A 23,723-nucleotide genomic window follows, 5' to 3' on the forward strand; every position below is an offset into this window, starting at 1 on the left:
CGACCAGGCACGAGGTCAATCAATAAATTGGCATTGACAATGTGCACGCTGTTGAGTTCTCAAGGACCAGACGCACTCCCCGCTCGACCCACAAGGGGCTCCGCCAGAGAGGCATTCGTCTTGTTCCACCCTCGGACACGTCGAATCACTTCGACTTCTTCAGGAGGACGTTGCCTGAGCGGGACCCCGTCCGGACTGCATCTCCAGGTGTTCAACCCGGTGATCGTCTCGGCCGTTCCGTTCTCCGCCTCAGCGGCAACGAGTGATTACTTTACGCAGAGGTGAACGGCAGCGCCAAGCCGGCCCACATCCCGGGCGTGTCGCTTGCAGCGGCACCGGGAGCACTCGCGCCCGGCAACGACGAACGGCCCGCTCCCCACCGGGGAACGGGCCGTTCGTGGCCGCTGTCAGTGCCGGGCGATGACCGGGTTCTTGAGCGTGCCGATGCCGGAGATGGTGACCTCGACGATCTCGCCGTCCCGGATCTGCCCGACGCCGGCCGGGGTCCCGGTCAGGATGACGTCGCCGGGCAGGAGGGTCCAGATCGAGGAGACGAACTCGACGAGCGACGGGATGTCGTGCACCATCTCGTTCGTCGACGCCGCCTGACGGAGGTCGCCGTCAACGCGCGTCTCGAGCCGGATGTCCGACGGGTCGATCTCCGTCTCGATCACGGGGCCGAGCGGGCAGAACGTGTCGAAGCCCTTCGCCCGGGTCCACTGGCCGTCACGCGCCTGCAGGTCACGGGCCGTCACGTCGTTCGCGATCGTGTACCCGAGGATGACGCTCGCGAAGTCCTCTCGCCGGACGTTCTTCGCGAGCGAGCCGATCACGATGGCGAGTTCGCCCTCGTGGTCGACGCGGCCGATGTCGGCGGGCAGCCGGATGGGTTCGTCGGGACCGATCACCGAGGTGTTCGGCTTGAGGAACACCACCGGGTCGTCGCCGGCGCGCTCGTCCATCTCGGAGGCGTGCTCGGAGTAGTTGAGCCCGACGCCGATGACCTTCGAGCGCGGGATGACGGGGGCGAGGAGCTTGGCGTCAGCGAGTGCGACCCGCTCCCCCGTGGTCTCGAACCCCTGGTACATCGGGTCTCCGGCGAGCACCACCAGGTGCCGCTCGTCGAGGATGCCGTACCGGGGGTCTTCACCCTTGCTGCTGAACCGTGCGATCTTCACTGTTCGACCCTACCCACGCCCGCCGGTCGATCAGGACGCGTCGGTCAGCTTGGTCATCCACCCGTGGGGGTCGGGAAGACGGCCGTACTGGATGTCGGTGAGCTCGTCGCGCAGGGACATCGTGAGCTCCCCCGCCCCCACGGTCGGCGAGCCGATGGTGAAGCCCTCGCCCCGGAGTTCGGCGATCGGGGTCACCACGGCGGCGGTCCCGCACGCGAAGGCCTCGGTGATCGAGCCGTCGGCGACACCGTCCCGCCACTCGTCGAGCGTCACCCGGCGCTTCTCGACGGTCAGCCCGCGGTCCTCCGCCAACTGCAGGATCGAGTCACGCGTGATGCCCTCGAGGATGGAGTCGGAGTCGGGCGTGACCAGGGTGCCGTCCGACTTGACGAGGACGACGTTCATGCCGCCGAGCTCTTCGAGGTACCTGCCCTCCACCGAGTCGAGGAACATCACCTGCTGGCAACCGTGCTCGTACGCCTCCTGCTGGGGCAGCAGCGACGAGGCGTAGTTGCCGCCGGTCTTCGCCGCACCGGTCCCGCCCTTGCCGGCACGGGCGTACTGCGTCGACAGCCAGATCGACACCGGTTTGGGGCCGGACGTGAAGTACGCACCGGCCGGGCTCGCGATGCAGTGGTACGCCACGGCCTGTGCGGCGCGGACCCCGAGGAACGACTCCGTCGCGATCATGAACGGCCGCAGGTACAGGCTGGTTTCGGGCGCCGAGGGCACCCAGTCGACGTCGGTCTGCACGAGCTGCCGGATCGACTCGACGAACGCCTCGACCGGGAGCTCCGGGAGCGCGAGCCGTCGGGCGGACCGCTGGAACCGCCGAGCGTTGGCGTCCGGTCGGAACGACCACACCGAGCCGTCGGCGTGCCGGTAGGCCTTGAGCCCCTCGAAGATCTCCTGGGCGTAGTGCAGGACGCTCGCGCTCGGGTCGAGGGACAGCGGCCCGTACGGGTGGATCGACGCGCTGTGCCAGCCGTCGTCGAGCGTCCACTCGACCGTGGCCATGTGGTCGGTGAAGTGCTTGCCGAAGCCCGGGTCGGCCAGGATCTGCTCGCGCTCCGCAGCGGCCCGGCGATCGGCTGAGGGGGTGTTGGCGAACTCGAGTCCGAAGGCGGTGTCGGTGCTCATGGGGAGGGCTCCTTCTCAGGCGGTGGTGGTGCGTGCCGTGGCCGCGGCGGCGATCGCGTCGCCGATCTCGGCCGTGCGACGCGGAGTGGTGCCCCGATCGGCGAGGTCGGACTCCACTGCGCCGGTCACCGCCGCCGCCAGGTCACCGCGACCGAGGTGGTCGAGCAACAGGGCGACGGACAGGATCGCGGCAGTGGGATCGGCGAGCTGCTGACCTGCGATGTCCGGCGCGGAACCGTGGACCGGCTCGAACATGCTGGGGAAGGTGCCGTCCGGGTTGATGTTGCCCGAGGCCGCCAGACCGATGCCGCCGCTGATCGCGCCGGCCAGGTCGGTGATGATGTCGCCGAACAGGTTGTCGGTGACGATGACGTCGAAACGAGCGGGGTCGCGGACCATGTGGATGGTGACCGCGTCCACGTGCTGGTAGTCGACCGTGACGTCCGGGTACTCGGCGCCGACGGCCGCGACGGTGCGCTGCCAGAGGGCCCCGGCGTGCACCAGGACGTTGCTCTTGTGCACGAGGGTGAGGTGCCGACGCGGGCGGCGGTGCGCCAGGTCGAACGCGTACCGCACGACCCGCTCCACGCCGAACGCGGTGTTCAGCGAGACCTCGGTCGCGATCTCCTGCGGAGTCCCGGTGCGGATGGCACCGCCGTTGCCGACGTACGGCCCCTCGGTGCCTTCACGCACGACGACGAAGTCGACCTCGCCTGGGTCGGCGAGCGGCGTCGCGACGGCCGGGTGGACCGTCGTCGGCCGCAGGTTCACGTAGTGGTCGAACGCGAAACGGAGCTTCAGGAGCAGCCCGCGCTCGATGATGCCGCCCGCCAGGCGTGGGTCGCGCGGGTCGCCCCCCACCGCACCGAGCAGGATCGCGTCGTGCTCGGCGATGGCCGCCATGTCGTCGTCCGTGAGGATGTCGCCGGTCTCCAGGTACCGTGCGGCGCCGAGGGAGAACGGGGTCTCCTCGACCATGAGGTCGTCGGGCAGCACGGCGTGCAGCACCTTCAGTGCCTCGTCGACGACCTCGGGACCGATGCCGTCGCCGCGGATGACCGCGAGTCGGATCGTCTGCGCACTGCTCATGTCCGCCACTCCCCTACAGCGTGATGTCGATCTCGCGGAGCGAGGAGGCGTCGATCGCGGAGCGGACGTGCTCGAGGATCTCGGCCGGGACGGGCGAGTCGACCGTCAGGACGCTGAGCGCCTGCCCGCCGGCGGCTTCGCGCGAGATCTGCATCGCGGCGATGTTGATGCCGGCCTGGCCGAACTCCTTGCCGTAGACCGCCACGATCCCCGGACGGTCGGTGTACTCCATCACGACGTGGTGCCGGTCGAGCGGCACCTCGACGTCGTGCCCGTTGATCTCGACGAGCTTCTCGACCTGCTTCGGGCCGGTGAGCGTGCCGGAGACGCTGATCGCCGGGCCGTCCGACTGGGCACCGCGGATCGTGAGCACGTTGCGGTACTCCGGGCTGTCGGTCTCGGTGATCAGGCGGACGGTGACCCCGCGCTGCTCCGCGATGAGCGGTGCGTTGACGTAGGAGACCTGGTCGCTGACGACGTCGGTGAAGACGCCCTTGAGCGCCGCGAGCTTGAGGACGCTGACGTCGTACTCGGCGAGCTCGCCGTGCACCTCGACGTCGATGCTCGTGACCGGCGACGTCGCGAGGGCGGTGAAGACCTGACCGAGCTTCTCGACGAGCGGGATCCCGGGGCGCACGTACGGGTCGATGACACCGCCCGCGACGTTCACGGCGTCGGGCACGAGCTCGCCGCCGAGGGCGAGACGGACCGACTTGGCGACCGAGACGCCCGCCTTCTCCTGCGCTTCGTCGGTGGAGGCACCGAGGTGCGGCGTCACCACGACGTTCGGGAGCGCCAGGAGCGGCGAGTCCTTCGGGGGCTCGGACACGAAGACGTCGAGGCCCGCTCCGGCGATGGTGTTCGAGGTCAGCGCCCGGTGCAGGGCGTCCTCGTCGATCAGGCCACCGCGAGCGACGTTGACGACGAACGCGGTCGGCTTCATGAGCGCGAACTGGGCGTCCGAGATCATGCCGAGGGTCTCCGGCGTCCTCGGCATGTGGATCGTGGTGAAGTCCGCCCGACGCAGCAGATCTTCGAGGGAGACGAGCTCGACCCCGAGCTGCTGCGCCCGCGCAGTGGTGACGTACGGGTCGTAGGCGATGACGGAGACCCCGAACGCCTGCAGCCGCTGGGTGATGAGCGCGCCGATGCGGCCGAGGCCGATGATGCCGACGGTCTTCTCGTAGAGCTCGACACCGGTGTACGACGAGCGCTTCCACGCACCGGCGGCCAGCGAGGCGTGGGCGGCCGGGATGTGCCGCGCGAGCGACAGGATGTGCCCGACCGTGAGCTCCGCCGCCGAGATGATGTTCGAGGTCGGGGCGTTCACCACCATCACGCCGGCGGTCGTCGCCGCCTTGATGTCGACGTTGTCGAGGCCGACGCCGGCACGGGCGACGACCTTGAGGGCCGGCGCCGCGGCGATCGCCTCGGCGTCGATCTTGGTGGCGGACCGCACGAGGACGGCGTGCGCGTCGGACAGCGCCGCCAGGAGCGCCGGACGGTCGGTGCCGTCCACGTTCCGGATCTCGAAGTCGGGCCCGAGGGCGTCGACCGTTGCGGGCGAGAGTTCTTCGGCGATCAGGACGACCGGCTTCGACACAGCAGCTGTTTCCTCACTCGAGACGGTTGGTATCCCACCATGCTATCGACGCAGGCCGGTGGTGACGACCGCGGGAGCGGTCCTGTGGAGAACCACACGACGGCCGGGAGACACGGGGCGGGGCCGCACCGTGCCTCCTGGCCGTCGGCGGGTCGCGTCAGAAGTCCAGCAGCGTCGGGACGTACAGCTGGAGGTCGAGCCAGAGGGCGCCGGCGCCCGCGAAGGCGACCACGAACACCGCGATCGTGACGGGCAGGCTCGCACGCCGGGTGATGGCGATCGCCGCGACGAACGCGACCGGCGCGATCAGGATGTCGAGCACGAGCCACAGCCACGGTGTGCTGGTCTGCAGCGAGTCGCCACCCGAGGTCGTCTCGAGGAACGCGTTGAAGGCGTCCACCCGCTGGGTGATCTGCGTCAGGTTGCCGACGGCCTGCACCGTCATGTAGGCGAACAGGACCGCGAACACGGCCCAGACCACGATCTTCGCGACGACGGGGGCGGTGTTCCGGCGGGTCGTCGCCGGCACGGCCCCGGTCACCCGAAGCTCCGGGTCAGGAGGAACGGCCACGGGAACAGCACGACGGCGCCGAGGAGCATCCAGAGCAGTCGGGTGCGGGTCCGGCTGCCGCGGGCTGCCCAGAGCACCACGGTGAACCAGAGGGCGGGCGCGAGGATCGCGAGGAAACGGAGCACCTCGACGAAGAGCGTGAGGACCGTGTCGACGCCGGAGACGTACGCGGTCGACGCGGTGAGGAGCCAGGCCACCGTGTAGAGCAGGTAGAGGCCGCCGAAGACGCCGAACCCGACGAGCGCGCCGGAGGTCTCGGGTGCCTCGGGGTCGCGCGCTCCGCGGTCACGCACCGCCACCGGGTTGTGCGCCGCGTCGACGTGGGTGGCGTCGTCGGCGTCCCCCCAGCTGAGGGCGGCGTCGTCGGTGTCGACGGCGTTCGGCACGTCCGGGTCGGTCGACCCGTCTGGTGGGGATGCTGCCGTGGTCATGCCCCCGATTCTACGAGGGACGAGCCTGCCGCGGGACCAACCGTCGTCGGCGAGGGGCCTGCTTCGGCGTTCGTCAGGCGTCGGCGGGCTGCGTCGCGAGGACCTCGGCGACGACGTCGCGGACGGCCGGGAAGAGCGGGTGGCTCTCCATCAGGCCGGTGAGGATCTCGGTGAGCGCGTGCGCGGTCGCACCGGAACGCAGGAGCGCGTGCAGCTCGATCGACTCCGGGTCGTTCTCGTCGTCGAAGGCGAGCGCCACGCGGACCGCGCCGAGCAGGTGCTCGACGGGCAGGCCCCGCTCGGCGAGCTGCGACGCCGGGCCGACGAAGCGCTCGCGCCGACCGAGTTTGCGGAGCGGGTTGCGCCCGACGCGTGCCGTGGAGTCCGGCAGGTGCGGGTTCGCGATGCGGGAGAGGTTCGCGGCGACGTAGCGCGCGTGGTCCGCAGGGTCGAACCCGTGCTTCGCGATCAGCAGCGCCGTCGTCTCGGCGAGGACGCCGTCGACCTCGGCGCGGACGGCGTCGTCCTCGAGTGCTTCACGGATGAGCCGGATGCCGCGCACGTACCCGTGGTAAGCGGCGGTCGCGTGCGCGGTGTTCACCGTGTAGAGCTTGCGCTCGACGAACGGCTGCAGGTCGTCGACCCAGGTGACGCCCTCGATCGTCGGCGGCTCGGCGTCGGACCCCAGGAACGGGGTGCGCTCGATGACCCACTCGTAGAACGGCTCGAGCACCACGTCGAGTCCACCGGACTGGCCGAGCACGCCGGACTGGTCCGGCACGATGCGGTCGATCGCGCAGTTCGCGAAGACGGCGGCGATGTCGCGGTCCTCGAGGATCGGGGCGCGGCGGATGCTGGCGTGCAGGGAGTCGGTCGCGTTGAAGGCGTTCTCGCAGGCGACGATCGTGACGTCGCCGCGCTCGAGCGGACGTGCCGCGAGCCCCTCGGCGATGAGCGGCGCGACCAGCGGGAGCGTGCGGGCGCCCACCGCGGTGGTCACGACGTCGGCCGCGGCGATGGCCTGGACCACACGCTCTCGGTCGGTCTTGCTGTTCAGCGCACGGAACCCGTGGACGAGGTTCTCGACCGGCCTCTCGCCGACCTCGTGCACGACGAACCGGCCGGCTTCGTTGAGGGCGGAGACCACGCGCTCGTCGACGTCGACGAAGGTGAGCTCGTAGCCGCTCGCCACGAGGAACTGGCCCACGAACCCGCGCCCGATCTTGCCGGCGCCGATGTGGACCGCTCGCTTCGTCACCGCCATCCGACGATCATCCCATGCTGGTCGGCGCGGTCCTGACCGCGGGTGCGCGGCACGGCCGACGCGTGTCGGGAATCGTCCGGGCGCACGGCGGAGGGACGCCTGTCCGCGGCGTCGGGGCTGGAGGAGAGCTGCTGCATAACGTTCGGGTCACATCGCGAGGCGGCGGTGCACAGTGCACCGCCGCCTCGTCATCGAGTGGTTCTCGGAAGACTACCGCGCGGCGGAGCCGTCCACGTAGTCGCCGTCGTTCTGCTTCCACGCGAAGAGCGCGCGGAGCTCACGGCCGGTGGCCTCGATCGGGTGGCCCTCGCCCTTGGCGCGGAGCGCCTTGAACTCGGGTGCGCCGGCGTCCTGGTCCTCGATGAAGCGCTTCGCGAAGGCACCGTTCTGGATGTCCGCGAGCACCGCCTTCATGTTCTCCTTGACGTCCGGCGAGATCACGCGCGGGCCGGAGACGTAGTCACCGAACTCGGCGGTGTCGGAGATCGACCAGCGCTGCTTGGTGAGGCCGCCCTCCCAGATGAGGTCGACGATGAGCTTCAGCTCGTGCAGGACCTCGAAGTAGGCGATCTGCGGCTGGTAGCCCGCCTCGACCAGGGTCTCGAAGCCGTACTGGATGAGCTGCGACGTGCCACCGCAGAGGACGGCCTGCTCACCGAACAGGTCGGTCTCGGTCTCCTCGGTGAAGGTTGTCTTGATGCCGCCGGAGCGCAGGCCGCCGATGGCCTTCGAGTACGACCACGCGAGATCCCAGGCGGAACCGGAAGCGTCGACCTCGACCGCGACGATCACGGGGACGCCACGGCCGGCCTCGTACTCGCGGCGGACGGTGTGCCCCGGGCCCTTCGGCGCGACGAGCGACACGTCGACACCCTCGGGCGCCTCGATGTAGCCGAAGCGGATGTTGAAGCCGTGGCCGAAGACGAGCGTCGCGCCCGGCTTGAGGTTCGGACGGATGTCCTCGGCGTAGACGATGCGCTGGACCTGGTCCGGCGCGAGGATGACGACGACGTCGGCCCACGCGGTGGCGTCGCCCGGCGTGTGGACCTCGAAGCCCGCCTCTTCGGCCTTCTGGCGGCTCTTCGAGCCCTCCTGCAGGCCGATCTTCACCTCGACACCCGAGTCACGGAGGTTGAGTGCGTGGGCGTGGCCCTGCGAGCCGTAGCCGATGACGGCGACCTTCTTGCCCTGGATGAGCGTCAGGTCGGCGTCGGCGTCGTACACGATGTCAGTCACGAGGGTGTGTCTCCTTGGTTCTGGGGTCGGTGCCGGGCACCATCGGCGCCCGGGAAGGGTGTGGCGGGTGCTCAGCGCACCCGGTCGGTGATGCTCTTCGGTCCGCGGCCCATGCCGAGGAGTCCCGCGCGGGCGAGCTCCTTGACGCCGTAGGGCTCGAGCACGCGGAGGATCGCCTGGATCTTGCCGGGGTCGCCGGTCACCTCGACGATCAGGGAGTCGGTCGCCACGTCGACGACCTGGGCACGGAACAGGTTCACTGCTTCGAGCACCGCCGAGCGCGTCTGGTTGTCGACGCGCACCTTCACGAGCATGTGCTCGCGCTGGACCGACTGCGAGAAGTCCAGTTCGACGATCTTGATGACGTTCACCAGCTTGTTGAGCTGCTTCGTCACCTGTTCCAGCGGGAGGTCCTCGACGTCGACGACGACCGTGATCCGGCTGAGGCCGTCCACCTCGGTGTTGCCGACGGCGAGCGACTCGATGTTGAACCCGCGCCGGGCGAACAGCCCGGCGACACGGGTCAGCAGACCGGGCTTGTCCTCCACGAGGAGGGAGAGGACGTGGCTCATGCGGTTTCTCCCGTCATGTCGGCGTCCTCGTCGTCCCAGGTGGGCGCGAGTGCCTGGGCGTACTCGATGGACGAGTTGCTGACGCCCTGCGGGACCATCGGCCAGACCATCGAGTCACGGCTCACGACGAAGTCGATCACCACCGGGCGGTCGTTGGTCGCGAGGGCGAGCTCGATCGCGGCGTCGACCTCGTCGGCCTTCTCGACGCGGATGCCGAGGGCACCGTACGCGTCGGCCAGCTTCACGAAGTCCGGCACACGGCGCGAGGCGTGCCCCGTCTCGAGGTCGGTGAAGGAGTGCCGGCCGTCGTAGAACAGCGTCTGCCACTGCCGGACCATGCCGAGCGACGAGTTGTTGATGATCGCGACCTTGATCGGGATGTCGTTGATGACGCAGGTCGCGAGCTCCTGGTTCGTCATCTGGAAGCAGCCGTCGCCGTCGATCGCCCAGACCACACGGTCCGGCTGGGCGACCTTCGCACCCATCGCCGCGGGGACCGAGTAGCCCATCGTGCCGGCGCCACCGGAGTTGAGCCAGGCGTTGGGTCGCTCGTACTTGATGAACTGCGCAGACCACATCTGGTGCTGGCCGACACCGGAGGCGTAGACGGCCTCGGGACCGGAGAGCTCACCGATGCGCTTGATGATGCCCTGGGGCGCGAGGAGTCCGTCGGTCGGCTCGGCGTACCCGAGCGGGAAGTCGGTCTTGAGCTGGTGGAGCTTCGCCCACCACTCGTCGGTCGACGCTCGGTCCTCGACGGCGATGCCGCCCCAGGCGTCGAGCAGGTCGACCAGGACCTCGCGGGCGTCACCGACGATCGGGACGTCGGCGAAGCGGATCTTCGAGATCTCGGCCGGGTCGATGTCGACGTGCACGACCTTGGCGTCCGGCGCGAACTCGTCCGCCTTGCCGGTCACGCGGTCGTCGAAGCGGGCCCCGAGGGCGACGATGAGGTCGCTGTCCTGCAGGCCGAGCACCGCCGGCACCGTGCCGTGCATGCCGGGCATGCCGAGGTGCTGCGGGTGCGAGTCCGGGAACGCGCCGCGCGCCATCAGGGTCGTGACGACCGGCGCGCCCGTGGCCTCGGCGAAGCGGAGCAGCTCGGCGGTCGCACGGGAGCGGATGACGCCGCCGCCGACGTAGAGCACCGGACGCTTCGACTCGGACAGCAGCTGCGCGGCCGCGGTGATCTGCTTGCCGTGCGCCTTGGTGACCGGGCGGTAGCCGGGCAGGTCGATCTTGGGCGGCCACACGTAGGGCGCCGACTTCTGCTGGGCGTCCTTCGTGATGTCAACCAGCACGGGACCGGGCCTGCCGGTCGTCGCGATGAGGTGCGCCGCCGCGAGGGTCGCCGGCACGTCGGCCGGGTCGGTCACCAGGAACGAGTGCTTCGTGATCGGCATCGTGATGCCGACGATGTCGGCTTCCTGGAACGCGTCGGTGCCCATCAGCGTCGAGAACACCTGGCCGGTGATCGCGATGAACGGCACCGAGTCCATGTAGGCGTCGGCGATGGCGGTCACGAGGTTCGTCGCGCCGGGGCCCGACGTGGCGATGGCGACGCCGACCTTGCCGGACGACGAGGCGTAGCCCTCGGCGGCGTGGCCGGCGCCCTGCTCGTGACGGACGAGGATGTGACGGATCGTGGTGGACGCCATCAGCTCGTCGTAGAACGGGATGATGGCTCCGCCCGGCAGGCCGAAGACGTCGGTGATCCCGAGGTGCTCGAGCGTCCGGAGGACGGCTCCCGAGCCGGTCAGGATCTCCGGCGACCGGCGTGCACCGGCGGCCGCGGACAACGGCGTTGCTTCCGTGGGCATGAGTGGTCCTTGCCTGAGTGGTGGCGGTGGTGCGGGTGTCGGACGCTAGCCCGTGACCGCGCCCTGGGCGGCGGACTTGACGAGCTTGGCGTACTTCGCGAGGACTCCGCGGGTGTAGCGCGGGGGCAGCGGGGCCCAGCCTTCTCGGCGGGCCTCCAGCTCGGCCGGGTCGACCAGTAGGTCGAGCGAGCGAGCCGCGATGTCGACACGGATGCGGTCGCCATCACGAACGAAAGCGACTGGACCTGCGTCCACTGCTTCCGGTGCGATGTGGCCGATGCACAGGCCGGTTGTGCCGCCTGAGAATCGACCGTCGGTCAAGAGTAGTACATCCTTGCCGAGGCCCGCGCCCTTGATGGCCGCGGTGATGGCGAGCATCTCGCGCATGCCCGGGCCGCCCTTGGGGCCCTCGTAGCGGATGACGACGACGTCGCCCTTCTGGATGCGTCCCTCGGTCAGGGCGTCCATCGCCGCACGTTCGCGGTCGAACACGCGGGCGGGGCCCTCGAAGACGGAGGCGTCGAAGCCCGCGGTCTTCACCACGGCGCCCTCGGGGGCGAAGGAGCCCTGCAGGACGGTCAGGCCTCCGGTGGTGTGGATCGGGTTGTCGAGCGTCCGGAAGACCTCGCCGTCGAGTGCCGGCGGGTCGATCTCGGCCAGGTTCTCGGCGACGGTCTTGCCCGTCACGGTCATGCAGTCGCCGTGCAGCAGGCCCGCGTCGAGCAGCGCCTTCATGATGACCGGGATGCCGCCGTTGCGGTCGACGTCGACCATGACGTACTTGCCGAAGGGCTTCATGTCGGCGAGGTGCGGGACCTTCGAGCCGATGCGGTTGAAGTCGTCCAGCGACAGCTCGACCTCGGCCTCGTAGGCGATGGCGAGCAGGTGCAGGATGACGTTGGTCGAGCCGCCGAGCGCCATCGCGACGGCGATCGCGTTCTCGAAGGCTTCCTTCGTGAGGATCTGACGCGCGGTGATGCCGTGCTCGAGCATGTTCACCACGGCCTCGCCGGAGCGGTGCGCGTAGTAGTCACGACGGCGGTCGGCACTCGGCGGGGCCGCGGAGCCCGGCAGCGACATGCCGAGGGCCTCGGCGACCGAGGCCATCGTGTTCGCCGTGTACATGCCACCGCAGGCGCCCTCGCCCGGGACGATGGCGCACTCGATCTTCTTGAGCTCCTCCTCGCTCATGGTGCCGGCCTTGCAGGCGCCGACGCCCTCGAAGGAGTCGATGATCGTGACTTCCTTCATCGTGCCGTCGGCCTGCTTCACGTAGCCCGGCATGACCGAACCCGCGTAGAGGAAGACACTCGCCAGGTCGAGGCGCGCGGCGGCCATCAGCATGCCGGGGAGCGACTTGTCACAGCCGGCGAGCAGGACCGTGCCGTCGAGGCGCTCGGCGTTGACGACGGTCTCGACGCTGTCCGCGATGACCTCACGCGAGACGAGGGAGAAGTGCATGCCCTCGTGCCCCATCGAGATGCCGTCCGAGACGGAGATGGTGCCGAACTGCAGCGGGTAGCCGCCACCGGAGTGCACACCCTCCTTCGCACCCTGCGCGAGGCGGTCGAGCGAGAGGTTGCACGGCGTGATCTCGTTCCACGAGGACGCGATGCCGATCTGCGGCTTGCTCCAGTCCTCGTCTCCCATACCGACGGCCCGCAGCATGCCACGCGAGGTGGTTGCTTCGATCCCGTCGGTGACGACCCGGCTGCGCGGCTTGACGTCGATATCAGGCATGGGATGAGTCTAGGACGCTTTGGGATACCAGCTGCGCACCCCCATGCATTCTCATGCTCGTGGCCCGTGTTCAGCGGGTGGCGCGGAGCCTCGCGAGCTGCTTCAGGACGCCGGTCAGGGCTGCGGGGTCGTCGATCCGGTAGCCGGCCCGCGTCTGGCCCGGACCGACCTTCACACCGACGTCGCCGTCACGGAGTACGCGGAAGCCGTCCTCGTCGGTGACGTCGTCACCGGCGAAGAAGACCGCGTCGGCGCCGTGCAGCTCGCGCAGCCGGGCGATGGCGTCCCCCTTCGTGACGTGCCGCACGGCGAACTCGACGATGTCCTTGCCGCCGCGCTCGAGCACCGCGGGGTCGGCATCGTGCGCCGCGCGGCTCGCCGCCGCGTTCGCCTCGGCCGCGACCTCGGCGGAGACCCGACGGGTGTGCACGCCGTGCCCGGCGGGCTTGTGCTCGATGACGACACCGGGGTACCGCTCGCCGACCTCGTCGAGCGCCGCGCCGATGCGTGCGACGCGCTCGAGCTCGTCGGGGGTGAGCGCGGCCTCGGCGTGGCCGTCGACACGCCACTCGACGCCGTGCGAACCGACCAGCGCCATCTCGTCCGGCGCGTGCGTGACCGCGGCGAGGCTGCCGAGGGGGCGCCCGGAGACGAGCACGACCTCGGTGTCCTTCGCGCGGTGCAGTGTCAGGACCGCGGCCCACGAGCCGGGCAGTGCCCCGACCTCTGACGGGTCGTCGGCGAAGGGTGCCAGCGTGCCGTCGAAGTCGAGCGCGACGATCAGTCGCGGCGCAGCCGCGAGCGTCTCGAGGGCCGCATCGAGGTCACCGGTCGTCGTCTCGTCACGCATCACGGTCCTCCCGGGTGTCCTCGGCGGCACGCGCGGACTGGGCGTCCTGGTCGAAGATCGACATGTTGTCGGTCTGCGCTTCGCGGTGCGTCTCGCGGGGATCCGCTGCGGACGGGTCGATCTGGGCGTTCCGCGGCGCGTGGCGGTCGAGCGCCTCGAGGAACGAGCGCGACCAGCGCGCCACGTCGTTGTCCTTCACGCGCTTGCGGAGCGCGCGCATGCGCGTCGAGCGCTCACGGCGCGGCATCTCGATGGCGCGCTGGATGCTGTCCTTGAGCGCCCCGATGTCGTGTGGGTTGACGATCACGGCCTGCTTGAGCTCGTCGGCGGCTCCGGCGAACTCGGACAGGATCAGCACGCCGTCGTTGTCGAAGCGGGCGGCGACGTACTCCTTCGCGACGAGGTTCATGCCGTCGCGCAGTGCCGTCACGAGCATGATGTCGGCGGCCAGGTACAGCGCCACCATCTCCTCGCGCGGGTAGCCGTGGTGCAGGTACGAGATCGGCTGGTGGCCGATGACACCGAGGTCGCCGTTGATGCGGCCGACGCTCAGCTCGATCTCGTCGCGGAGCGTGGCGTACGAGTCGACACGCTCGCGGCTCGGGCTGGCGACCTGGACGAGGGCGGCGTCCTCGACGGCGATCCGCCCGTCCTCGATGAGCTCACCGAACGCCTTGATGCGGTGCCGGATGCCCTTGGTGTAGTCGAGCCGGTCGACGCCGAGCAGGACGGTCTTCGGGTTGCCGAGGCTCTCGCGGATCTCCCGCGCGCGTTCCTGCACCTCGGGCTTGTGGGCGATCGCCTCGAAGCTCTCGGCGTCGATGGAGATCGGGAAGTGGCGGGCCTCGACGTGCCGGACCGTGATGCCCTTGCGGCTCCGCGGCGCTGCCGGGTCGTCCACCGGGACGTCGATCGTGGTGCCCTTGGTCGTGTAGCCCTTGATGTGGCGGACCGCGCGGAGGAAGTCGCTCGCGTCGTCGTGCCGCTGGAAGCCGATCACGTCCGCACCGAGCAGCCCGTCGAGGATCTGCGCACGCCACGGCAGCTGCGCGTAGATGCCGACCGGCGGGAACGGGATGTGGTTGAAGAAGCCGATGGTCAGGTCGGGACGCTTCGCACGGAGGAGCGCCGGCACGAGCTGCAGCTGGTAGTCCTGCACCCAGACGATGCCGTCCTGCTCGACGATCTCGGCGATCTGCTCGGCGAACCGCTCGTTGACCCGCTTGTACGCGTTCCACCAGTCGCGGTGGTAGCTCGGGTGCTCGATGACGTCGTGGTACAGCGGCCAGAGGGTGTCGTTGCTGAAGCCCTCGTAGTACTCCTCGACGTCGTCGTCGGAGAGCGGCACGGGGACGATGTGGATGCCCTCGTTGTCGAACGGTTCCACCTCGACCTCGGGCTGCCCCACCCAGCCGACCCAGGCTCCGTCGTTCGCGCGCATCACGGGTTCGAGGGCGGTGACGAGGCCACCGGGCGAGTGCCGCCAGCCCTCGTTGCCGTCCTGGTCGACGACGCGGTCCACCGGGAGGCGGTTGGAGGCGACGACGAACGAGTAGCGGGTCTGTTCGGTGCGGTCTGCAGGCATGGGGTGGTGTGATCTCCGTTCCGCCCGGCGGAGGCCGGGTGCGTCGGGTGCGCGGGTGCGTCGGTCCGTCGGGTGCGACGGCCGGCGTCGTGCGCCGGGTGCGGTGCCGAAGTTACCAGCGCGGGGACAGCGTATTCACGGCGGATCGGCGGTTCCGCTACGCTGCAGGCACGTGTCGGGGGGACACGGGTGCTGGAGCGCGGCGCCGGCCTCCCGGTCGGAGAGGACCCACAGCCGTGAGCGAGAACCCGCCGAACCCGCCCGTCCCGCTGTCGCAGCCCGGTCCGGGGCAGCCCGCCTGGAACGGTCAGCCCGGTCCCGGTCAGTCCGGTCCCGGTCAGCCCGGTCCCGGTCAGCCCGGTCCCGGTCAGCCCGGTCCCGGTCAGCCCGGTCTCGGGCAGCCCGCCTGGCAGCAGCAGCCTGGAGGCCCGCAACAGTGGTCGGGACAGCCCGCCCCCGCCGCGCAGTCGTCCGGTGCGTTCGGTCGCTTCCTGCGGTCCGTGTCCGGTCGCGACTGGCTGGCGGCCGTCCTCGCCGCCGTCGGCGGCTGGGTCGCGGCGTACGTCGTCGCGGCGCTCTCGCTGCTCATCACCGTGGCGCTGCTCGCGTCCGGCGGCAGCGGTTCGACGGGTCCGAGCACCGGCTCCGGCGCCGACCTCGGCGCGGGGTCGGCGCCCGACGTCGAGTCCCTGCTCTCCGGCGTCAGCGTCCTGCTCGGTGCACCGGCACAGCTCGTCGCCCTCGCCGACCTCGGCCGCCTGCACCTGTCCGGGTCGATCGGGTTCCTCGGGTCCGGCTCGGGCTCCCTCGCCGTGGTCCCGGCACTGGTGCTCGTGGCACAGGTGATCCTGGCCGTCGTGCTCACGCGACGCATCCGGACTCGTGCCCTCGGCCGCACGCAGGTGCTCGTGACCGCGGTGGTGTCCGGGCTGGTGACGACGGTGCTCACGAACGTCGCGGCCGCCCTCTTCGCGATCCGGTTCCCGTCGGTGTCCGGAGCGGTCATCGAGCCGGTGCACGCCGTCGGTGTCGGCAGCGTCCTCGGCGCGTTCGTCATCGGCGCCCTGGCAGCGCTCCTCGCCCGGCCCTCCGTCCTCGCCGGTCGCAACGTCTTCGCCGCCCGTCTGCTCGGCACGCTCCGTGTCGCCGCGTCGCAGCTCACGGTCCTCGTCGTGCTGGTCGCCCTCGCCGTCATCGTCGTCGCCCTCATCGCCCAGCCGTCCTCCGGCTCCGCCCTGCCCCTGCTGCTCGGCAACGTCGCGGTCGGACTCACCGCGCTCGGCTTCCTCGGCGGCGTCGGGACGTCCGGCTTCGGGTCCGCCGGCGACACCGCCTCGGTGTTCGGCGGAGCCGGTGGCTGGACCTGGCTCGTCGTGCTGTTCGTCGTCGTCACCTCGGTCGTGGCCGGCCTCGCACTCGCCGTCCGCCGCAACGACCGGGTGCGGAGCACGCTCGACTGGGTCGTCACGCCGCTCGTGTGGTTCGCACTCGGGCTGCTGTTCTTCGTCCTCGGCACCGGGGTCGCCTCGTACCAGGTGAGCGGCACGAGCTCGGTGGACGGGTCGGGATCGATCGGCGTCGCACCGTGGACGCCGATCGTCTTCGCCCTGTGGGGTGGCGTGATCGAGGTCGTCGCCCGGTACCTCGCCCCGGTGCTCCTGCCCCGCCTCGGGGGTGCCGTGGTGCTCGGGACGTCGCGTCTGGTCGGCGCGGACCCCCGGCCCGTCGTGCCGCAGGCGTTCCCGGCCGGGCCCGCCGCCGGCACGGGTACCCCCGTCGTTCCCACCGCGTCCGTCGACCCGGCCGCGCCCGGTGCGCCTGCTGCTCCCGGTGCGCCTGCTGCTCCCGGTGCGCCTGCTGCTGCCGACGCTCCGGCTGCCGCCGCGTGGAACACTCCCCCGGGCGCCGGCCAGCAGGCGCCGTACCCGCCGTCGGGGTCTGCCCCGCAGTCCGCGTACGGCGCACAGCCGACGTCCGGCGCACAGCCGCCCTACGGCGCGCAGCCGGCGTACGGGGCGCAGCCGGCGTACGGGGCGCAGCCGGCCGACGGGTCGCAACCGTTCATCGGCGGTGGCGCGCCCGCACCCGCACCGATGTCCCCGCGGGCGAAGAAGATCCTGGTCCGCTCGCTCATCGCCGGTGGCGCCGTCGTGGTGGTCGTGATCGCCGGCGCCGTCACGACGAGCGTCCTCCGCGCGAACGTCTGGGGCCCGGCGCCCACGGTCAAGTCCTACGTGCAGGCCATCGCCAGCGGGGACGCCGACACCGCCGCCGACCTCAGCGAGGTCCCCGACGACGCCGCCATGCTCGACTCGACGGTGCTGAAGAGCGCGGAGGACCGGCCGTCGGACATCCGCGTCGGCCGGGTCGCCCGGTCCGGAGACACCGCGATCGCCACCATCAGCTACACGCAGGACGACAAGAACCGTTCCGGCCAGGTGTCGCTCCGCCGCACCGGCACCTCGTTCCTGGTGAAGGACGAGTGGCGCATCACCCGGCCGCTCGCGCAGACGGTGACCCTGACGGCCTCCGACGTCCTCGAGGGCGCACCGGTGACCGTCGGCGGCGAGGAGGTCGGCACGATCGAGGACGGCAAGTTCACCTCGCTCGCCTACCCCGGCACGTACGAGGTCGAGGTCGGCGGGACGAAGTACTTCACCGGCGGCACCGAGGAGCTCACCGTGGGTCCGGTCTCGTCGGGCTACGTCGACTTCGCACCGAAGGCCACCGAGGCGCTCGAGCAGGACGCCGAGCAGTACGTGTCCGACCTCATCGACGACTGCTCCGCGAAGACCGAGCTCCGGGCCCTGAGCGGCTGCCCCTGGTACGGGCCGTACGACGCCGACGGCGGCGTGCGGTACGACGTCACGTCGATGCCCGAGCTGCGGGTCGAGGCGTCCCGCTCCGGCACCGTGATGGTGACGAGCACGAAGGACGGGAGCGTTTCGTACGAGTACACCTCCTACCTCGGCGACCAGAAGCGCGGCGAGGACTCGTTCGATGTGAACCAGTACCTGAAGGTGGAGGACGACAAGCTCGTCTCCGCCTACTGAGCAGGAGCCTCCTGAGCAGGAGTCGGCTGAGCAGGAGTCGGCTGAGCAGGAGTCGGCTGAGCGGCTCCGCAGCACCACGACGGCCGACCCGGGATGACCGGGTCGGCCGTCTCACTAGGCTGACGAGCATGGTCAGGACACGGGCGTGGTGCAGGGGTGACTCCGTCGAGCGGGACTTCCCCGTCGACCGCATCTCCGAACTCGTCGCCGACCCGGACACCTTCGTCTGGATCGACTACACCGACCCGACGCCTGCCGACCTCGAGCAGGTCGAGGAGGAGCTCGGCATCCACGCGCTCGCGGTCGAGGACGCGGTCGAGCACGGCCAACGCCCGAAGCTCGACCGGTACCGCGACAGCCTTTTCCTGGTCGTCTACGACGTGGGCGGCACGGACGACGACGGTGACCTCGTCACGCACGAGGTGAAGGCCTTCGTCACGGAGCGCGCCCTCGTCACGATCCACGGTTCCGACGTCGACACCACGCCGATGGAGCGCCGCATCACCGCGAACTCCGACATGGCCGAGCACGGCGTGCCCTGGCTCGTCTGGGCGCTGCTCGACGCCGTCGTCGACCGGGCCACCGACACCGTCGAGGAGCTGGAGCGACAGCTCGACGCGCTCGAGGACGACCTGTTCGAGCCGGGCGACCCCCGCGAGCAGCAGATCCAGCGTCGCTCGTTCCGGCTCCGCAAGACCCTCGGTGTCCTCCGGCGGCTGGTCGTCCCGACCCGGGACAGCGTGGCCTCGCTGCTGCACGGCGACGCAGAGACGATCTCGAACGGCATCCGGCCGTACTTCCGCGACGTGGAGGACCACCTCGTCTCGATCGCCGACTCGGTCGAGCAGCTCCGCGACGCGGTCTCGAGCGTGCTGGACACCACCCTGAACCTGGCGTCGAACCGGCAGAACACCGTGATGAAGAAGGTGACGAGCTGGGCGGCGATCATCGCGATCCCGACCGGCGTGACGAGCTTCTTCGGCCAGAACGTGAAGTTCCCGGGCGAGGGGGCCTGGAGCGGCCTCGGGGCGTCGCTCGCGATCATCATCGCATCGTCGCTCGTCCTCTACCGCGTCTTCAAGACCCGCGACTGGCTCTGACCATGCGGCCCGCCCGCGTCAGAGCGCGAGTGCCAGGACCCCGGCGACGACGGTGAGCGGCGCCACGATGCAGCCGAGCGCGATGTAGCGGCCCCACGACAGGTGCACGCCCTCGGCCGACAGGCGAGCGTGCCACAGCAGCGTCGCCAGCGAGGCCCACGGGGTGATGAGACACCCGGCGTTCACACCGATGAGCAGGGCGGCGTACCGCAGCGCCTCGTGCCCGGCGGCCGGCTCGAGGACCAGGTACGCCGGCAGGTTGTCGATGCCGTTCGCCGCGACCGCCCCGGCTCCGCCGAGCAGCAGCAGCGAGCCCGTGCCGGTACCGCCCTGCAGCGCGTGCACGATCGGATCGGTGATGCCCGTCGTGTGCAGCGCCTCGACCACCACGAAGAGCCCGGCGGCGAAGAGCAGGGTCGACCACGGCACGCGGGACACCCGGAGGTCGGACGGCGACCGGAACGCCGCGACCACGACGAGCACGAGGGCTGCCGCGATCGCCGCGATCCAGACGGTCACGCCGGCGGTCAGCGCGACGACGAGGGCGACGAGCACCCCGGAGGCCGCCCAGAACGACACCGGGTCACTCGGCTTCCGCACCGACACGGGCGTGTAGCGACCGAACAGCCTGCCCCGGAACACCACGAGCAGCACCGCGCACGGCACGACCACCCCGGCGACGGCGGGCCAGGCCATCAGCCCGGCGAACGGCAGCGGGCCGCCGAGCCCCATCCGGTCGACGGCGAGCAGGTTGGTCAGGTTCGACACCGGCAGCAGCATCGAGGCGGTGTTCGCGAGCCAGACCGTGGTCAGGGCGAACGGCATCGGGGGCAGCCCCACCCGCCGCGCCAGCGAGATGACGATCGGGGTGAGGAGCACCGCCGTGGTGTCGATCGACAGGAAGACGGTGCAGAGCACGGCGAGGACGACGACCGCGCCCCAGAGACCGACGGTGCGACCGCCGCCGATCCGAGCGGCGACGTCGGCGAGGCGGTCGAACACCCCGGCGTCGGCGGCGAGCTCGGCGACGATGGTGAGTCCGAGCACGAACCCCAGGACCGGCAGGACCCGGTCTGCGAGCACGGCGAGGTCGTCGAGGGGCAGCAACCCGAACACGACGCAGACCGCGCCGACGACGAGCAGGGCCGCTCCGATGACCGCCTGACGCACGAACACTCCTCCAGCCGATGCCGCGGCAGGGTGACCGGCGGCGCTCCAATGTACGGGCCGATACATTGCACCGGTTCGCCACCTGAGCGCAGTCGCAGCATGAGCGCGACCCCGCCGCACGTGCTGACGCCGCCCACGGGCGACGTCAAGACGATTCGCTGCTCATGCGGTGAGCGCTTCCGGGCGGTCTACCGCGCGTGCACCCACGCTGACGTCCTGAACCTCAACTGGCGCACTGAGACGGGCGAGGACGACCGCCCGGCGCGGCAAGCCGTCGTGCCGTACGAGTGATCTGACAACACGCCGTCATACCTACCGGTATTCGAGATAGTTGAAGGTATGCACACGTTTGCCGCGTACGCGACCTACCTCGGTCGTCGGTACTCCCCCGCCACCGTCAGCACCCGCACCTACTGGCTGCGCCGACTCTCCGCCGTCGTCGACCCGCTCACCGCGACCGAGGACGACCTCTGGGACTTCCTCGACGCGGACGCCTCGTGGACGCCGAACACGCGCGCGACCGTCGTCGCCAGCTTCCGGACGTTCTACCGCTGGGCGGCGCGTCAGGGCCTCGTGAGCGTCAACCCGACCGAGGACATGTCCCGGCCTCCCGTGCCCCGCACGGCGGCGAGGATCGCCAGCACGGACGTCCTGGTGCGCGCGCTCGACGAGGCGACGCCGTCCGAGCGCGTCATGCTGCTGCTCGGCGCGGAGTGCGGCCTCCGGGCGAGCGAGATCGCGGGGCTGCACGTCGACGACCGGCGCGGCGAGTGGCTCGCCGTGCGGGGCAAGGGCGGCAAGCTGCGTCACCTGCACACGTCGCCGGAGCTCGCCGCGGCGCTCGACGTCCTGGAGCGCGACCAGGTGCGCGCCGGCTACTACTTCCCCGGGCCCCGGGCGCCGCACGTCGAGCCCGCAACGATCTGGCGGCACGTGCGGAACCTCACGGGGCTCAACACGCACGCTCTGCGCCACCGTGCGGGCACGACGGTCTACCGGGGCACGGGGAACAACCTCCGGGTCGCCCAGGAGTTCCTCGGGCACGCGAAACCGACGACGACGGCGATCTACCTGCACGTCGAGCTCGACGACCTGGAGCGGGCGTCCGCCGCGACCCGGCTGGCGGCGTGACCCCCGGTCCGGGACCTGACCCGAACAGGCCCCGGACCGGTACCCTCCCCGCATGGGGAAGTTGAAGTGGTGGATCGGCGTCGGCGCGTTCCTCGTGATCGTCGGTGTCGTCGCGTACGTCGGAGGCCAGTCATTGCGCTCCCACCCGAAGGACGCCGGAGACGCGCCAGTCCGAGCCTGCGTCGAGGCGTCCATGGAGAACGTCGACCCAGGCTCGGACCTGTACGCCCCGACCCTCAGCAAGGTCACCGAAGCGTGCGAGTCGCGCCTCGGTGACTCCTAGCCGAGCGCGTCCTCGGGCTCGGTCTTCAACCCGTCCGGGTAGCCGGCGCTGGTCACCTCCTCAGGCGGCGTCGCGTTCGGCACCGCGTACGTGGCGACGGTCGTCAGCACGGCCATGCCGAGGCCGACCCAGGGCTGCGCCTCGTCCGGGAGCGTGAACACCCCGGCGGTGAGCACGGACCCGACGAGCGCGACGAGCGCCTTCGCGTAGCGCTGGACGGTGCCGATCGCGGAGGCGGTCGACGTGGTCTTCTCGTGGTCGCCCATCAGGCGATCCGCTCGAGGTAGCTGGCGACGATGTCGAGCTCGCGGGTGAGCATCGTGTCGGAGCCGTCGTTGTCGCGGTAGCGGACGAGGAGGTCCCGGTCCTCCGGGCTTTGGATCGGGACGCGCTTGCCGCTCGGGCCGCACACGTAGGCGGCGTTGGCCTTCTCGGTCGGCTTCTTGGTCACGGGGATGATGCTGTACATGCGGTGCCTCCTAGGGGCTGTGTGGCTGTTGGCGGGCTTGGACGGGGCGGGGATGGGTGCAGACGTCCACCGGGGGCGGAAACGGCCCTGGACGTACCGCAGGGGGCGCGTCCGGTAGCGGGCTTCGCGGCTGTCGGCTCCGTTGGCGCCGTAGGTGGTGACGTAGCCGTTGCCGAGATCCCCGACCATGAACTCGACGTGGTTGCCGACGCCGTTGCCCTCCCAGTCGAAGATCAGGACGTCCCACGGTTCGAGGTCGTCGGTGCCGGCGGCGTAGGTGCCGTCGCCCGCGGTCTTGAAGTTGTCGACCCAGAGGATCGGCCCGGGCTTGCCTCCCCAGAGGACGTGCGAGCAGAACGCCGCGCAGTCGTCCATCACGGGCGAGGCGGTCCACGGGACGGGCAGGCGGTCGCGAGTGCGACCAGCAAGGCCGAGCGCGTACGCCGAGGCGTCGGCGCGCGTGGTGCGGGTGAGGGTCATCGTTCGGGTCTCCTGTCTCGGGTGCGTTCGAGGTCTTCGTCGATCTGGTCGAGTCGGAACTGGTGGACGCCCGCGGTGATCGCGAGGGCGTCGACCTTCTCCTCGATCCGGGCAAGCGCCCGGTAGTTCTGCGAGTGGCGGTCGTCGGCCTCCTCGCGGAGGTTCGTCTTGTGGTCGTTCTTGACCTCGTGCTTGACGAGGCCGAGGTCATCGGCGAGCTTGCGGAGCTTGACGATGACGTAGAGGACGGCGAGCACGATCGCGCCGACGCCCGCGACGAGCGTCGTCCACCGAGTGATCGGGTCGTCGAGCACCGCGTCGGCCGCGGTCACTGCTCGTCCACCCACAGCACCTCGAAGGTGAGCGAGGTCGAGCCCGCGTCGATCGCGGTGGACTGTCCGCCGTAGTTGCGCTGGTACCCGACGACGCGGAGCTTGTCGTTCGCGTTCAGGGACACGCACAGCCGAGATGCGGTGATCGACGGGGCAACGTTCGGGTCGTCGTTGAAGCCGCGCGGGCCGGGGTAGACGACCGCCCTGCAGACGGCGGCGCCGGCGTCTGCGGCGTCCTCGCTGTTCCGGGTCACCATGACGTACTGGGCGTAATAGTCCTCGGCGTTCAGCTTCAGCGTGGCCTGCACCATGTACATGCCGGCACGCGGGACCGTGAGTACGCCGCCGGACCAGGTGAACCCGCCGACGCGCTTCGTCGGGGCGGCCCACGCGGTGCCGGTGACGATCCGAGCTTCGTCGTGGTTGAACGTCAGGCCCGTCGACGAGCGGGACACGCTGAACTTGGGCGTCGCGAGGATCGCCTTCTCGACCTTGCTCGTCCGTCCCATGACGGCGGCGAGCTCGTCGCCGCGCTGGTTGAGCCCGGTGTCGAGGTCAGTGACGAGCAGCGAGTCGTCGTAGACCTTGAGTCCCGCCGCACCTGCGGCGTCTCCTACAGCCACGTG

23 protein-coding genes are annotated in these 23,723 nt (G+C 70.5%); 5 read left to right on the forward strand and 18 right to left on the reverse strand.

Features of this window, described 5'->3' with window-relative positions:
- Positions 1-407 precede the first annotated feature (407 nt).
- The 13 genes from KK087_RS06960 to otsA form a co-directional block, all read right to left on the reverse strand.
- Entirely contained in the window at positions 408-1,178 is a 771-nt protein-coding gene (locus tag KK087_RS06960) for a fumarylacetoacetate hydrolase family protein (RefSeq protein ID WP_214528293.1), read from the reverse strand.
- Between the two features lie 30 nt (positions 1,179-1,208).
- The gene (locus tag KK087_RS06965) at positions 1,209-2,318 is read right to left on the reverse strand and encodes a branched-chain amino acid aminotransferase (RefSeq protein ID WP_214564651.1); all 1,110 of its coding nucleotides are present in this window, start codon (positions 2,316-2,318) and stop codon (positions 1,209-1,211) included.
- A 15-nt stretch (positions 2,319-2,333) separates the two neighbouring features.
- The gene (locus KK087_RS06970; protein WP_214564652.1) at positions 2,334-3,407 is read right to left on the reverse strand and encodes a 3-isopropylmalate dehydrogenase; all 1,074 of its coding nucleotides are present in this window, start codon (positions 3,405-3,407) and stop codon (positions 2,334-2,336) included.
- 13 nt (positions 3,408-3,420) lie between these two features.
- The gene (gene serA, locus KK087_RS06975; RefSeq protein ID WP_214564653.1) at positions 3,421-5,010 is read right to left on the reverse strand and encodes a phosphoglycerate dehydrogenase; all 1,590 of its coding nucleotides are present in this window, start codon (positions 5,008-5,010) and stop codon (positions 3,421-3,423) included.
- 157 nt (positions 5,011-5,167) lie between these two features.
- Entirely contained in the window at positions 5,168-5,551 is a 384-nt protein-coding gene (locus KK087_RS06980) for a hypothetical protein (protein WP_214528297.1), read from the reverse strand.
- Positions 5,548-6,012 (reverse strand): hypothetical protein, encoded by a 465-nt coding sequence (locus KK087_RS06985; RefSeq protein WP_214528298.1) that lies wholly within the window; start codon positions 6,010-6,012, stop codon positions 5,548-5,550. Before KK087_RS06985 ends, KK087_RS06980 begins: the two co-directional genes overlap by 4 nt.
- Positions 6,013-6,085: 73 nt before the next feature.
- On the reverse strand, positions 6,086-7,276 hold the full coding sequence (locus KK087_RS06990) for a mannitol-1-phosphate 5-dehydrogenase (protein WP_214528299.1): 1,191 nt from the start codon (positions 7,274-7,276) through the stop codon (positions 6,086-6,088).
- A gap of 210 nt (positions 7,277-7,486) precedes the next feature.
- Complete coding sequence (gene ilvC / locus KK087_RS06995; protein WP_027466530.1) at positions 7,487-8,512, reverse strand: ketol-acid reductoisomerase; 1,026 nt, start codon at positions 8,510-8,512, stop codon at positions 7,487-7,489.
- 71 nt (positions 8,513-8,583) lie between these two features.
- Positions 8,584-9,084, reverse strand: coding sequence for an acetolactate synthase small subunit (gene ilvN, locus KK087_RS07000; RefSeq protein ID WP_017888842.1), 501 nt, complete (start codon positions 9,082-9,084; stop codon positions 8,584-8,586).
- The gene (locus KK087_RS07005; RefSeq protein ID WP_027466529.1) at positions 9,081-10,904 is read right to left on the reverse strand and encodes an acetolactate synthase large subunit; all 1,824 of its coding nucleotides are present in this window, start codon (positions 10,902-10,904) and stop codon (positions 9,081-9,083) included. Before KK087_RS07005 ends, ilvN begins: the two co-directional genes overlap by 4 nt.
- A gap of 45 nt (positions 10,905-10,949) precedes the next feature.
- The gene (gene ilvD / locus KK087_RS07010; protein ID WP_214543593.1) at positions 10,950-12,644 is read right to left on the reverse strand and encodes a dihydroxy-acid dehydratase; all 1,695 of its coding nucleotides are present in this window, start codon (positions 12,642-12,644) and stop codon (positions 10,950-10,952) included.
- A gap of 70 nt (positions 12,645-12,714) precedes the next feature.
- Entirely contained in the window at positions 12,715-13,494 is a 780-nt protein-coding gene (gene otsB / locus KK087_RS07015) for a trehalose-phosphatase (protein WP_214564654.1), read from the reverse strand.
- Positions 13,487-15,079, reverse strand: a complete 1,593-nt coding sequence (gene otsA, locus KK087_RS07020; protein WP_214528302.1) for an alpha,alpha-trehalose-phosphate synthase (UDP-forming) — start codon at positions 15,077-15,079, stop codon at positions 13,487-13,489. The genes otsB and otsA overlap by 8 nt, the downstream gene beginning before the upstream one ends.
- A 236-nt stretch (positions 15,080-15,315) precedes the next feature.
- On the opposite strand from otsA, the gene KK087_RS07025 reads away from it, so the two are divergent.
- Together KK087_RS07025 and KK087_RS07030 are read left to right on the forward strand one after the other, a co-directional pair.
- Complete coding sequence (locus KK087_RS07025) at positions 15,316-18,132, forward strand: hypothetical protein (protein ID WP_214564655.1); 2,817 nt, start codon at positions 15,316-15,318, stop codon at positions 18,130-18,132.
- Positions 18,133-18,260: 128 nt separating this feature from the next.
- A complete protein-coding gene (locus tag KK087_RS07030) occupies positions 18,261-19,232 on the forward strand; it encodes a magnesium transporter CorA family protein (RefSeq protein ID WP_214564656.1) in 972 nt (323 codons plus the stop codon).
- An 18-nt stretch (positions 19,233-19,250) separates the two neighbouring features.
- Here the strand turns inward: KK087_RS07030 and KK087_RS07035 are convergent, their stop codons facing one another.
- Positions 19,251-20,402 (reverse strand): ArsB/NhaD family transporter, encoded by a 1,152-nt coding sequence (locus KK087_RS07035; RefSeq protein WP_214564657.1) that lies wholly within the window; start codon positions 20,400-20,402, stop codon positions 19,251-19,253.
- A gap of 99 nt (positions 20,403-20,501) precedes the next feature.
- Between KK087_RS07035 and KK087_RS07040 the strand changes: the two genes are divergently transcribed.
- Genes KK087_RS07040 through KK087_RS07050 form a run of 3 tightly spaced genes read left to right on the forward strand, consistent with a single transcriptional unit; the run spans position 20,502 to position 21,816 of the window.
- The gene (locus tag KK087_RS07040; RefSeq protein WP_214564658.1) at positions 20,502-20,693 is read left to right on the forward strand and encodes a hypothetical protein; all 192 of its coding nucleotides are present in this window, start codon (positions 20,502-20,504) and stop codon (positions 20,691-20,693) included.
- A 48-nt stretch (positions 20,694-20,741) separates the two neighbouring features.
- Positions 20,742-21,533: a tyrosine-type recombinase/integrase gene (locus KK087_RS07045; RefSeq protein WP_214564659.1), complete on the forward strand. Its 792-nt coding sequence runs from the start codon at positions 20,742-20,744 to the stop codon at positions 21,531-21,533.
- A gap of 52 nt (positions 21,534-21,585) precedes the next feature.
- Entirely contained in the window at positions 21,586-21,816 is a 231-nt protein-coding gene (locus KK087_RS07050) for a hypothetical protein (protein WP_214564660.1), read from the forward strand.
- Here the strand turns inward: KK087_RS07050 and KK087_RS07055 are convergent.
- Genes KK087_RS07055 through KK087_RS07070 form a run of 4 tightly spaced genes read right to left on the reverse strand, consistent with a single transcriptional unit; the run spans position 21,813 to position 23,720 of the window.
- A complete protein-coding gene (locus KK087_RS07055; RefSeq protein WP_214564661.1) occupies positions 21,813-22,082 on the reverse strand; it encodes a hypothetical protein in 270 nt (89 codons plus the stop codon). The two genes, KK087_RS07050 and KK087_RS07055, sit on opposite strands and share 4 nt — an antisense overlap.
- Complete coding sequence (locus tag KK087_RS07060) at positions 22,082-22,765, reverse strand: hypothetical protein (protein WP_214564662.1); 684 nt, start codon at positions 22,763-22,765, stop codon at positions 22,082-22,084. Before KK087_RS07060 ends, KK087_RS07055 begins: the two co-directional genes overlap by 1 nt.
- Complete coding sequence (locus KK087_RS07065) at positions 22,762-23,097, reverse strand: hypothetical protein (protein WP_214564663.1); 336 nt, start codon at positions 23,095-23,097, stop codon at positions 22,762-22,764. The genes KK087_RS07060 and KK087_RS07065 overlap by 4 nt, the downstream gene beginning before the upstream one ends.
- Positions 23,094-23,720 (reverse strand): hypothetical protein, encoded by a 627-nt coding sequence (locus tag KK087_RS07070; RefSeq protein ID WP_214564664.1) that lies wholly within the window; start codon positions 23,718-23,720, stop codon positions 23,094-23,096. The genes KK087_RS07065 and KK087_RS07070 overlap by 4 nt, the downstream gene beginning before the upstream one ends.
- Positions 23,721-23,723: the final 3 nt, after the last annotated feature.

The sequence above is a fragment of the Curtobacterium aurantiacum genome (assembly GCF_018598555.1).
Lineage (GTDB): Bacteria > Actinomycetota > Actinomycetes > Actinomycetales > Microbacteriaceae > Curtobacterium > Curtobacterium aurantiacum.

What these genes read in the sequence shown, in the direction of transcription:
- KK087_RS06965 (WP_214564651.1), bottom strand. Translation starts at nt 2,318, where the DNA reads ATGAGCACCGACACCGCCTTCGGACTCGAGTTCGCCAACACCCCCTCA.
- KK087_RS06970 (WP_214564652.1), bottom strand. Translation starts at nt 3,407, where the DNA reads ATGAGCAGTGCGCAGACGATCCGACTCGCGGTCATCCGCGGCGACGGC.
- KK087_RS06985 (WP_214528298.1), bottom strand. Translation starts at nt 6,012, where the DNA reads ATGACCACGGCAGCATCCCCACCAGACGGGTCGACCGACCCGGACGTG.
- KK087_RS06990 (WP_214528299.1), bottom strand. Translation starts at nt 7,276, where the DNA reads ATGGCGGTGACGAAGCGAGCGGTCCACATCGGCGCCGGCAAGATCGGG.
- ilvN (WP_017888842.1), bottom strand. Translation starts at nt 9,084, where the DNA reads ATGAGCCACGTCCTCTCCCTCCTCGTGGAGGACAAGCCCGGTCTGCTG.
- KK087_RS07005 (WP_027466529.1), bottom strand. Translation starts at nt 10,904, where the DNA reads ATGCCCACGGAAGCAACGCCGTTGTCCGCGGCCGCCGGTGCACGCCGG.
- ilvD (WP_214543593.1), bottom strand. Translation starts at nt 12,644, where the DNA reads ATGCCTGATATCGACGTCAAGCCGCGCAGCCGGGTCGTCACCGACGGG.
- otsB (WP_214564654.1), bottom strand. Translation starts at nt 13,494, where the DNA reads ATGCGTGACGAGACGACGACCGGTGACCTCGATGCGGCCCTCGAGACG.
- otsA (WP_214528302.1), bottom strand. Translation starts at nt 15,079, where the DNA reads ATGCCTGCAGACCGCACCGAACAGACCCGCTACTCGTTCGTCGTCGCC.
- KK087_RS07030 (WP_214564656.1), top strand. Translation starts at nt 18,261, where the DNA reads ATGGTCAGGACACGGGCGTGGTGCAGGGGTGACTCCGTCGAGCGGGAC.
- KK087_RS07040 (WP_214564658.1), top strand. Translation starts at nt 20,502, where the DNA reads ATGAGCGCGACCCCGCCGCACGTGCTGACGCCGCCCACGGGCGACGTC.
- KK087_RS07045 (WP_214564659.1), top strand. Translation starts at nt 20,742, where the DNA reads ATGCACACGTTTGCCGCGTACGCGACCTACCTCGGTCGTCGGTACTCC.
- KK087_RS07050 (WP_214564660.1), top strand. Translation starts at nt 21,586, where the DNA reads ATGGGGAAGTTGAAGTGGTGGATCGGCGTCGGCGCGTTCCTCGTGATC.
- KK087_RS07055 (WP_214564661.1), bottom strand. Translation starts at nt 22,082, where the DNA reads ATGGGCGACCACGAGAAGACCACGTCGACCGCCTCCGCGATCGGCACC.
- KK087_RS07060 (WP_214564662.1), bottom strand. Translation starts at nt 22,765, where the DNA reads ATGACCCTCACCCGCACCACGCGCGCCGACGCCTCGGCGTACGCGCTC.